This is a genomic window from Clostridium sp. AF34-10BH (genome assembly GCF_003478095.1).
In the GTDB taxonomy this organism is placed as follows: Bacteria; Bacillota; Clostridia; order Lachnospirales; family Lachnospiraceae; genus Acetatifactor; species Acetatifactor acetigignens.
Genome location: NZ_QUEC01000002.1, coordinates 48,498 through 60,063, shown reverse-complemented (window position 1 = coordinate 60,063; position 11,566 = coordinate 48,498). Strand labels below are relative to the sequence as shown.

Below are 11,566 nucleotides of genomic sequence, written 5' to 3'. Positions count from 1 at the left end.
CTGGATTCTCTGGTGGAATTTTATCGGTAAATGGAAAGTTACGCGAGCAATGAGCCGCGCATAGGCATAGTGAAGACAGCGATGGGCGCTTGCGCACAATTCGCTGTCTTTACTTATGCCGAGATGCGGCGAACGCCGCGATATGAAATAAGATTGGCAGCGTTTTTTGCTGACAATCTTATGAATAGCGTGGCTCATTGCGGATGGTAGTTTCAAATCCACGAACGTCCACAGCAAACGGAACATCCTTCCGCGGTGGGCATCGCGGCATTTATTATAGCTTACGTTACGAAATGCCATGTAATTTACGTTTTTTCTCTGTTGAGCCCCGGAAGTTCCTGACAAGCGGGGCGAAATCCGTGTTTTTTCTCTGTTGAGCCCCGGAAGTTTCCGACAAGCGGGGCGAAATCCGTGTTTTTTCTCTGTTGAGCCCCGGAAGTTTCCGACAAGCGGGGCGAAATCCGTGTTTTTTCTCTGTTGAGCCCCGGAAGTTTCCGACAAGCGGGGCGAAATCCGTGTTTTTTCTCTGTTGAGCCCCGGAAGTTTCCGACAAGCGGGGCGAAATCCGTGTTTTTTCTCTGTTGAGCCCCGGAAGTTTCCGACAAGCGGGGCGAAATCCGTGTTTTTTCTCTGTTGAGCCCCGGAAGTTTCCGACAAGCGGGGCGAAATCCGTGTTTTTTCTCTGTTGAGCCCCGGAAGTTTCCGACAAGCGGGGCGAAATCCGTGTTTTTTCTCTGTTGAGCCCCGGAAGTTTCCGACAAGCGGGGCGTAATTCGTGTTTTTTCTCTGTTGAGCCCCGGAAGTTTCCGACAAGCGGGGCGAAATTCGTGTTTTTTCTCTGCTGAGCCCCAGAAGTTCCTGGCAAGCGGGGCGAAATCCGTGTTTTTTCTCTGTTGAGCCCCGGAAGTTTCCGACAAGCGGGGCGAAATCCGTGTTTTTTCTCTGTTGAGCCCCGGAAGTTTCCGACAAGCGGGGCGTAATTCGTGTTTTTTCTCTGTTGAGCCCCGGAAGTTCCTGACAAGCAGGGCGTAATCTACATTTTTCTTCTACTATGTCCCATAGATAAAACCCTCCGCAACGAGCCACGCTATTCATAAGATTGTCAGCAAAAAACGCTGCCAATCTTATTTCATATCGCGGCGTTCGCCGCATCTCGGCATAAGTAAAGACAGCGAATTGTGCGCAAGCGCCCATCGCTGTCTTCACTATGCCTATGCGCGGCTCATTGCTCGCGTAACTTTCCATTTACCGATAAAATTCCACCAGAGAATCCAGCTTTGCGGACATATTCATCATCATGGCATCCAGGACGGTGATGGCGGTCATGCATTCCATGACGACTACAGCTCTGGGGACGATGATGGGATCGTGGCGGCCGCGGATGGTAAGCTCTGTATTTTCACCGGAGCAGTTCACAGTCTGCTGGGGGCGGAAGATGGAAGGAGTGGGCTTCACGTAAGCTCGGATGAGTAAGGGGCTGCCATCACTCATGCCACCTAAAGTTCCGCCGGAATGATTGCTGGTCTTGACAACTTTACCGTTCTTCATGCGGAAGGGATCGTTGTTCTCGCTGCCGGTATGGCGGGCTGCTTCGGCACCGTCACCAAGCTCCACAGCCTTGACGGCACCGATGGACATAATGGCCTTCGCCAGATTGGCATCCAGTTTCTCAAAAACAGGGTCTCCGATTCCGGCGGGAAGACCTTCCACGAGGCATTCCATGCAGCCACCAACGGAATCGCAGTTTTCTCTGGCCTGGTGCAGATAAGCACAGGCCTTTTCGTCAGCCTCTGCATCCGGCATGGCAGTAATGGTGGAACGGGCAGTGTCCCGGTTATATTTTGCAGGATCCGCATCGATGGGGCCGATGGAACGGGTATAGGCGAATACGGTAATACCCATCTGTTCCAGAATCTTTGCAGCAATAGCTCCGGCCGCCACACGCCCGATGGTCTCACGACCGGAAGAACGGCCACCACCCCGATAATCCCGAAAACCGTATTTGGCATCAAAGCAGTAATCTGCATGGCCGGGACGGTAATTCTCTGCAATCTCGCTGTAATCTGCGGAGATCTGGGAGGTATTGCGGACCATCAGGGAGATGGGAGTACCGGTAGTCTTTCCGTCAAAGACACCGGACAGAATCTCCACCTGATCGGCTTCTTTACGTTGTGTAGTGATAGCACTGGTGCCGGGTTTACGGCGATCCAGATATTTCTGAATATCTTCTTCGGAGAGAGGAAGTCCGGCGGGACAGCCGTCCACGACGACACCCAGTGCCTTTCCGTGGGATTCTCCCCAGGTAGTGATCTTGAAAATGTTACCAAATGTTGAACCGGCCATGACAGTTCTCCTTTTTCCACTGTTCAGAACCTCACCCATGCATTCGCAAAAGCGCACGATGAATTGTGCGTTCTGGTTGCTGCACAGTTAATTTTGCTCATTTATGGAGCGGTGACTCTATTCGAGTCACCCTACGAACCATAAAACTGCTATTTACATGCAAGCATGACATATCAGTTTTAACGATCCTTAGAGGTCAGAATAGTTACTTTTTATCATAAATTATACGCAATTACTGAAAAAATCGCAACTTTTTTATAGAAAAAGGATGCAACACAAAACAAAATATGCTATCATATGACATAAGTACTAACGGGAAGTAAAAGGTCGACACGGGAATGGAAAAAACTACGGAAGAAAAAGCCAGAGCGAAACTTCTGAAATTTGGCAGAAAGAACAAATGGAACAGAGCGGTAGCAGTGCCGCTGCTGTTTTTTGTGATGTCTTTTTTTCATATCCGGAATTATTGTCACAACAACGGAAAGCGTTTTGCAGTGATGCTCGGTACCTTTTTCCTGTTTGCGGTTTATAGCAGCTTTTCTTTTCCGGCTTTTATCACCGAGGATACCGGAACGGATTATGAACTGAAAAATACCGACACCCAGAACATCTCTCTGGCAGAGGAAAAGGAACCGGATATGGCAGGTCTGGAACTTTTGGAGGATGAGGATGTGTTGGAACAGTCGGATTACAACAGCACTTCCCATGGGTATGCACTGGTGGATAAGTATGACGCTTCCGATATTCTGCAGGCGTCCGAGGCTATTGTGAGCGAGAATGCGGATGCTGAGAAGACCGGAGAAGACGGCAGTGTGACAGAAGACGATAACGCAGAGCAGGAGGAATTCCGTTCCGATGACTGGCGTCTGGTTCTGATCAACAAACAGAATTCCATTCCGGATGATTATACGTTCCAGCTAGGTACCATCAAAGGAAAGATGCAGTGCGACAAGAGAATTCTGGAAGACCTGCTGGCTATGCTGGAAGCGGCGGAAGAGGACGGTGTGAATCTGACCATCTGCTCTCCATACCGGGATCTGGAATATCAGCAGATGTTGTTTAACCGCAAGATCGAGCGGTATATGAAGCGTGGTATGTCCTATATGGAGGCGTATCAGCTGTCCAGTCAGGCGGTGACCGTACCGGGAGCCAGTGAGCATCAGATCGGTCTGGCACTGGACATTGTCTGCAACGACTATATGTCGCTGGACGAAGGCTTTGGAGATACGAAAGCAGGAAAATGGCTGGCAACCAACAGCTGTCGTTTTGGCTTTATTTTACGATACCCTGAAGGCAAGGAAAACATCACGGGAATCGAATATGAACCCTGGCATTTTCGTTATGTGGGCAAGGCCGCAGCAACGGTGATCATGGAACAGGGAATCTCGTTAGAAGAATTCTGGGAGGAATATGTAGAAGATGTATCGATTGATTAAACAGGAAGGACGTGCCAAGAGAGGCGAATTTACCACTGTACACGGCGTGATCCAGACACCTGTATTTATGAATGTGGGAACTGTGGCTGCCATCAAGGGCGCTGTGTCCACAGCAGACTTAGAGCAGATCGGGACCCAGGTGGAACTGTCCAATACCTATCATTTACACGTAAGACCGGGAGACCAGATCATCAAGCAGATGGGCGGCCTTCATAAATTTATGTCCTGGAACAAACCGATCCTGACGGATTCCGGTGGATTTCAGGTATTTTCTCTGGCGGGGCTGCGCAAAATCAAGGAAGAGGGCGTAACTTTCCGCTCTCATATCGACGGACACAAGATTTTCATGGGTCCGGAGGAGAGCATGCAGATCCAGTCCAATCTGGGATCTACCATTGCCATGGCTTTTGACGAGTGTGCCCCCAGTAAGGCAGATCGGATGTATGTACAAAATTCCGTGGAACGTACCACCAGATGGCTGCAGAGATGTCAGGCGGAGATGAAGCGCCTGAACAGTTTAGAGGATACGGTGAACCCACACCAGCTGTTATTCGGCATCAATCAGGGTGCTATCTATGAAGATATCCGTATCGAGCATGCCAAGCGGATCGCTGAGATGGATCTGGACGGTTATGCAGTCGGCGGTCTGGCAGTTGGAGAGACCCATGAGGAAATGTACCACATTCTGGATGAGGTGGTACCTTATCTCCCGGTGAAAAAGCCAACCTACCTTATGGGTGTAGGTACCCCGGCTAATATTCTGGAGGGTGTAGAACGTGGTGTTGATTTCTTCGACTGTGTATATCCGACGAGAAACGGACGCCATGGACATTTATATACCAACCATGGAAAGATTAATCTGTTTAATGCCAAATACGAACTGGATGGCAGACCCATCGAAGAGGGCTGCAACTGTCCTGCCTGCCAGAGATACTCCAGAGCTTATATCCGTCATCTGTTAAAGGCGAAAGAGATGCTGGGTATGCGTCTTTGTGTACTCCACAATCTGTATTTTTATAATACTATGATGACGGAGATCCGTGATGCCTTGGATGCAGGCCGTTTTGCAGAATATAAAAAACAGAAGCTGGATTCCATGGCAACACCGTTGGAATAAGCTGCAACTGTCGGAGTTTAGAGGAATTTCATACAATTTTATACAAAAATACTTGCCCCTTAAGCTATTTTTGTGTATCATACTTACTTGTACAGAAAGTTTTACAGGCGTAACACGCCGGAATGGAGGAACAAATGGGTATTTTATTAACTGAGTCAGAGGCTGCTGCAGCAGGTTCCGGAACCAGCATGATCGTTATGCTTCTTGTATATGCAGTATTGATCGGTGCAATGTGGTTTTTCTTCATGAGACCGCAGAAGAAGGAACAGAAGAGAGTAGCTGCAATGCTGTCCAACTTAGAGACAGGTGACTGCGTTCTGACCACTTCCGGTTTCTATGGTATCGTGATCGATATTACCGATGATACTGTGATCGTAGAATTCGGTAACAACAAGAACTGCCGTATCCCTATGGAAAAATCTGCCATCAGCAAGGTAGAGAAGCCCGGCGAGAACTAAGAAAAAGTGAAAAAGGAGCAATGCCAGAAGATGGTGTTGCTTCTTTTTTATATCTATGAAATCCAAACAAAGTTGATCTATTTTAATGTATGAATTTGCATTTATGTTAATTTTCAATGTTGAAATTTAGTACTGTATCAGTTATTATGAAATAAGTATTTTACGTAAAAATACAGGAAATATCACAGGAAACGAGGAAAATAACACTATGGAGTTACATATTACCTGTATTCCCGGCGATGGCATCGGACCGGAGATCGTCAGGGAGACGAAAAAAGTTTTAGACAAAGTTGCGCATAAATATGGTCATAAAATGATCTATAAGGATATTTTAATGGGTGGAGCCTCTATTGATGTCCACGGTGTACCTCTGACCGAGGAAGCGATTGCGTATGCCAAAGCGGCAGATGCGGTGCTGATGGGATCCATTGGCGGCAACACTACTACCTCTCCCTGGTACAAGCTTCCTCCCGAGAAGCGTCCCGAGGCGGGACTGCTGGCACTGCGTAAAGCATTGAATCTGTTTGCTAATTTAAGACCCGCAGTACTTTACGATGAACTGGCAGCAGCGTGCCCTCTGAAAGAGGAGATCAGCAAAGCCGGATTTGACATGCTGATCATGAGAGAGCTGACCGGCGGACTTTACTTCGGTGAGCGTAAGACTATCGAAGAGAACGGTGTGAGAAAAGCTATTGATACCCTGACCTACGATGAGAACGAGATCCGTCGAATTGCTATCAAAGGTTTTGATATTGCCAGAAAGCGGAAAAAGAAAGTTACCAGCGTGGATAAAGCCAATGTCCTGGATTCCTCCAGATTGTGGAGAAAGGTCGTGGAAGAGGTCGCGAAGGATTATCCTGACGTTACTTTGGAACATATGCTGGTAGACAATTGTGCCATGCAGCTGGTGAAGGATCCCGCACAGTTTGATGTGATCCTGACAGAGAATATGTTCGGAGATATCCTGTCCGATGAGGCAAGTATGGTGACCGGTTCCATCGGAATGTTAGCCAGTGCCAGCTTGAACGATACAAAGTTCGGTCTCTACGAGCCCAGCCACGGTTCCGCTCCGGACATTGCCGGTAAAGATATTGCAAACCCTATCGCCACTGTTTTAAGCGCGGCTATGATGCTTCGTTACAGCTTTGACCTGGATGAAGAAGCAGATGCCATCGAGGCAGCGGTGAAGAAAGTATTGCAGGACGGCTTCCGCACCGGCGATATCATGTCTGAGGGCTGCACGCGGGTAGGCTGTACCGAGATGGGCGACCTTCTGGCAGAAAGAATCTGACAACAATTAAGCGGTTACATTTGCGAATAGAGAAGAGAAAGAGAGACAAAGATATGAGAAGTGATTCTGTAAAGACAGGAACTGCCCAGGCACCCCACAGAAGTCTGTTCAATGCCCTGGGATTTACCGAAGAAGAGAGAAGACGCCCCATGATCGGTATCGTCAGCTCCTTCAATGAGATCGTACCCGGACATATGAATCTGGATAAGATCACCGAAGCTGTAAAAATGGGCGTAGCCATGGCAGGTGGTATGCCGGTAGTATTCCCCGCCATCGCTGTATGCGACGGTATTGCCATGGGACATGTGGGAATGAAATATTCCCTTGTGACCAGGGATCTGATTGCCGACAGCACCGAGTGCATGGCTATGGCACACGGATTTGACGGTCTGGTGTGTATTCCCAACTGTGACAAGAACGTTCCCGGACTTTTGATGGCGGCAGCCAGAGTGAATATTCCTACGATCTTCGTATCCGGCGGTCCCATGTTAGCCGGACATGTACACGGACAGAAGAGAAGCTTATCCTCTATGTTCGAGGCAGTGGGAAGTGTGGCAGCCGGTACCATGACTATGGATGAACTGGCTGAATTCGAGGAAAAGGTATGTCCTACCTGCGGTTCCTGCTCCGGTATGTACACCGCGAACTCCATGAACTGCCTGACCGAGGCTATCGGTATGGGACTGAGAGGCAACGGCACCATTCCTGCCGTATATTCCGAGCGTATCCGTCTGGCAAAACATGCCGGCATGAAGATCATGGAACTGGTAGAGAAAAATATCCGTCCCAGAGACATTATGACACCGGAAGCATTCCAGAATGCACTGACGGTAGATATGGCGCTGGGCTGCTCCACGAATACTATGCTGCATCTGCCCGCTATTGCAAGAGAAGCCGGCGTGGAACTGAATCTGGAGATCGCCAACGAGATCTCCGCCAAGACTCCGAACCTGTGCCACCTGGCACCGGCGGGCCCTACTTATATGGAAGATCTGAATGAAGCAGGCGGTGTCTATGCGGTAATGAACGAATTGTCCAAGAGGGGACTTTTGAATCTCGATTGTCTGACAGCAAACGGCACTACCGTAGGCGAGAATATTAAGAATTGTGTAAACAAGAATCCGGAAGTCATCCGTCCTGTGGAAAATCCTTACTCCCAGACCGGAGGTATCGCTGTACTGAAGGGGAATCTGGCACCGGACAGCGGCGTGGTCAAGAGATCTGCCGTGGCACCGGAGATGTTGGTACACGAGGGCCCTGCCAGAGTATTCGACTGTGAAGAGGATGCTATTGATGCCATTAAGTCCGGCAGAATCGTGGCAGGTGACGTAGTGGTAATCCGTTACGAAGGCCCCAAGGGAGGCCCCGGCATGCGTGAGATGCTGAATCCTACTTCTGCCATCGCAGGAATGGGACTGGGTTCCAGCGTGGCACTGATCACGGATGGACGTTTTTCAGGAGCATCCAGAGGAGCATCCATCGGACATGTATCCCCTGAGGCAGCAGTGGGCGGCCCGATCGCACTGGTGGAAGAGGGAGACATCATCCGTATCAATATCCCGGAGAACAAGCTGGATGTACTGGTATCTGACGAAGAACTGGCAGCGAGAAGAGCAAAATGGCAGCCCAGAGAACCCAAGATCACCACAGGCTATCTGGCAAGATATCATGAACTGGTGACCAGCGGCAACCGTGGTGCGGTACTGGAAGCACCTTCTCAGAAGAACTAAGCAATCATTAAATAACCGGAGGGATTTTGAAATGCAGTTAACGGGATCGGAAATTCTGGTAGAATGTCTGAAGGAGCAGGGGGTAGATACCGTATTCGGTTACCCCGGCGGAGCAATCCTTAATATTTATGACGCACTTTATAAGCACAGTGGGGAGATCAAACATATTCTGACTTCCCATGAACAGGGGGCGGCACATGCGGCGGACGGCTATGCGAGAGCTACGGGAAAAGTAGGTGTCTGCATGGCTACCAGCGGTCCCGGCGCCACGAATCTAGTCACTGGTATTGCTACGGCTTACATGGATTCTGTACCGATGGTAGCGATCACCGCCAACGTTACCTTGCCTTTACTCGGTAAGGACAGCTTCCAGGAGGTGGATATCGCCGGCGTGACCATGCCTATTACGAAGCATGGCTATATTGTGAAAAATGTGGAGATCCTGGCAGATACCATCCGCAAGGCATTCCATATTGCCAGAAGCGGCAGACCGGGCCCTGTGCTGATCGATATTACGAAGGATGTGACTGCGGCAACCTGCGAGTATACACCTGTGACCATTCAGCCGGAGGAAAGAGTGACCCGCTACACCAGAGAAGAACTGATGCTGGTAGCGGAAATGATACATAAGGCAAAGAAGCCGTATATCTATCTGGGCGGCGGTGCTATTATCTCCGGAGCAAGTGCGGAGGTGGCAGAGTTCGCAGAACTTATCGATGCACCGGTATGCGATACCCTGATGGGAAAAGGCGCTTTTGACGGCAGAAGCGAGCGCTATACAGGAATGATCGGTATGCACGGCACCAAGACTTCCAATCTGGGCGTCAGTGAGTGTGACCTGTTAGTAGCACTGGGAGCCAGATTCTCAGACCGTGTGACGGGTAACCCGAAGAAGTTCGCAGAGAACGCAAGAATCATCCAACTGGATGTGGATGCTGCGGAGATCAACAAGAATATCCGTGTGGATGCATCTCTGGTAGGAGATCTGAAGAAGACTCTGACCGAATTGAATGCCTGCCTGTCGAAACAGGAACATCCGGAGTGGATGGCGCATATAATGGAACTGAAGGAAAAATATCCCCTGAAATACGATGACGAAAATCTGTCCTGTCCTTATATCATGCAGGAGATTGACCGTGTAACGAACGGAGAAGCCATCATCACCACAGACGTGGGACAGCATCAGATGTGGGCGGCACAGTATTATCATTATACGAAGCCCCGTACCTTCCTGTCTTCCGGAGGATTAGGTACCATGGGTTACGGTCTGGGAGCCTGCATCGGTGCGCAGATCGGACAGCCGGATAAGGTCTGCATCAACATTGCAGGCGACGGATGTTTCCGCATGAACATGAACGAACTGGCTACTGCCAGCCGTTACAACATTCCCATCATCCAGGTGGTCATTAACAACCAGGTGCTGGGCATGGTAAGACAGTGGCAGACACTGTTCTATGGAAAACGCTATTCCCAGACAGTACTGAAGGATAAGGTGGATTTCTGCAAGGTGGCAGAAGGACTGGGCTGTACCGCCATCCGCGTGACCAAAAAGGAAGAAGTGGCACCGGCCATCGAGAAGGCCATTGCCCTGAAAGCACCGGTACTGATCGAGTGCATGATCCCGGAGGATGATAAGGTATTCCCCATGGTTCCGGCAGGAGCCCCCATCAGCGAAGTGTTTGACGGAGATGATTTGAAAAGGCAGTCCTGATGAAAAAGACGACGAAAAGATTAGTTTTGGCAGTACTTTTATTTTTGCTGTTATTACTGACCGGATATTTTATTCTGGCATTTTATTACAGAGAAGGCTTCTCTGTAAATACCTGGATCAACGGTGTCTACTGTACCGGAAAAACGGTGGAGGAAGTGAATTCGGAGCTTCTGTTGCGTACAGAGGCTCCGAATATTGTCATCGTGGACAGAGAGGGGACAGAGTATACAATCTCTCTTGCGGAAGCAGATTATCAGGCAGATTACAGTAACGTACTGGAACATTACCGGCAGGAACAGAATCCGTTCCTGTGGGTGGACAATGTTCTGTTTCACTCCCGGAGGGAACTTTCTCCCACAGTGACCGTGGATGTGGATGGGCTTCGGAGAGCTTATGATTCTCTGGAATTTGTACGGGCCGAACAACAGAAGAACAAGGATTACAGCCTTGCCCGGGATACGTCGGGCGAGTACGTCTTCACGGATGGACTTGCGGGACGCATTGACTTGGAGAAGGCTTTTTTGGCGTTGGAGAACACAGTAGAAAACGGGCAGGAGACGTTAAACCTGTCAGATAGTGGCTGTTATTATGACATCACTCCAAATGAGAACCAGAAAACTCTGCGGAATCTCTGGAAGGAGATTGAACGTTATCAGAGCTGTGATATTGTCTATTGCTTTGGACAGGAGAGACATCCGGTGACGGCAGCGGACTGTGCCTCTTTTCTGGTGACGGAGAATGGTCTGCCGGTGACGGATCAGACCGGTAACTTTGTACTGGATGAAGAAGCCGTGACGGCGTATGTAGGGCAGCTGGCCGAAAAGTATGACGGTTATGGCCGTACCAGACAATTCCACAGTACCAGAGGAGATGTGATCACCATCGAGGGCGGCACCTATGGAAGCAAGCTGGATCAGAAAAAAGAGACTGCATACCTGATGGAGCATCTGCTGGATGCCGGTGTACATACGGGGACACAGCAGTCCCATGTTCCCACTTACGAGAGAGAAGCTTTCTGCTATGGCAGGGATGACATCGGAGATACCTATATCGAAGTGGATATGACACAACAGAAAATGTACTATTATGAAAAGGGGGAACTGCGGCTGGAGACGGATGTGGTGACCGGCAACATGCGCAGACGTATGGGAACACCGGAGGGGGTGAATTTCGTCTATAACAAGCAGAAGGACAGAGTACTGCGGGGACCGGGCTATGCCTCCCCTGTGAAATTCTGGGTACCTGTAAAGGGCAGCATCGGTATCCACGATGCCAGCTGGAGAAAAGAGTTCGGCGGGGACATCTACCAGACTGCCGGTTCCCATGGCTGTATCAATACACCGAAGGACAAAATGGAAGAATTGTACGACATGGTACAGATCGGTACCCCTGTCGTAATGTTTTATTAATAAAACAGACATTTTCTGACAAAATGTGTGCGGGATGCGAACATTTTGAAAATAATTTAACAATGTAGTTG

9 protein-coding genes are annotated in these 11,566 nt (G+C 49.5%); 7 read left to right on the top strand and 2 right to left on the bottom strand.

Features of this window, described 5'->3' with window-relative positions; genetic code table 11:
- Positions 1 to 1,245, bottom strand: a 1,245-nt coding sequence (locus DWZ61_RS19900) for a hypothetical protein (RefSeq protein WP_207664169.1), incomplete at its 3' end; no start/stop codon positions are given.
- Positions 1,246 to 2,343: a chorismate synthase gene (gene aroC / locus DWZ61_RS02200; RefSeq protein ID WP_118505040.1), complete on the bottom strand. Its 1,098-nt coding sequence runs from the start codon at positions 2,341 to 2,343 to the stop codon at positions 1,246 to 1,248.
- A gap of 338 nt (positions 2,344 to 2,681) precedes the next feature.
- Between aroC and DWZ61_RS02195 the strand changes: the two genes are divergently transcribed.
- From DWZ61_RS02195 to DWZ61_RS02165, 7 genes are all read left to right on the top strand, one after another.
- Complete coding sequence (locus tag DWZ61_RS02195) at positions 2,682 to 3,779, top strand: M15 family metallopeptidase (protein WP_117466906.1); 1,098 nt, start codon at positions 2,682 to 2,684, stop codon at positions 3,777 to 3,779.
- Positions 3,763 to 4,896, top strand: coding sequence for a tRNA guanosine(34) transglycosylase Tgt (gene tgt / locus DWZ61_RS02190; protein WP_117466908.1), 1,134 nt, complete (start codon positions 3,763 to 3,765; stop codon positions 4,894 to 4,896). The genes DWZ61_RS02195 and tgt overlap by 17 nt, the downstream gene beginning before the upstream one ends.
- A 134-nt stretch (positions 4,897 to 5,030) precedes the next feature.
- Positions 5,031 to 5,354: a preprotein translocase subunit YajC gene (gene yajC / locus DWZ61_RS02185; RefSeq protein WP_172594732.1), complete on the top strand. Its 324-nt coding sequence runs from the start codon at positions 5,031 to 5,033 to the stop codon at positions 5,352 to 5,354.
- Positions 5,355 to 5,562: 208 nt separating this feature from the next.
- The gene (gene leuB / locus DWZ61_RS02180; RefSeq protein WP_117466910.1) at positions 5,563 to 6,645 is read left to right on the top strand and encodes a 3-isopropylmalate dehydrogenase; all 1,083 of its coding nucleotides are present in this window, start codon (positions 5,563 to 5,565) and stop codon (positions 6,643 to 6,645) included.
- 53 nt (positions 6,646 to 6,698) lie between these two features.
- The gene (gene ilvD, locus DWZ61_RS02175; RefSeq protein WP_117466912.1) at positions 6,699 to 8,375 is read left to right on the top strand and encodes a dihydroxy-acid dehydratase; all 1,677 of its coding nucleotides are present in this window, start codon (positions 6,699 to 6,701) and stop codon (positions 8,373 to 8,375) included.
- 31 nt (positions 8,376 to 8,406) lie between these two features.
- Positions 8,407 to 10,086 (top strand): biosynthetic-type acetolactate synthase large subunit, encoded by a 1,680-nt coding sequence (ilvB, locus tag DWZ61_RS02170; RefSeq protein ID WP_022312208.1) that lies wholly within the window; start codon positions 8,407 to 8,409, stop codon positions 10,084 to 10,086.
- The gene (locus DWZ61_RS02165; protein WP_117466914.1) at positions 10,086 to 11,495 is read left to right on the top strand and encodes a L,D-transpeptidase family protein; all 1,410 of its coding nucleotides are present in this window, start codon (positions 10,086 to 10,088) and stop codon (positions 11,493 to 11,495) included. Before ilvB ends, DWZ61_RS02165 begins: the two co-directional genes overlap by 1 nt.
- Positions 11,496 to 11,566 lie beyond the last annotated feature (71 nt).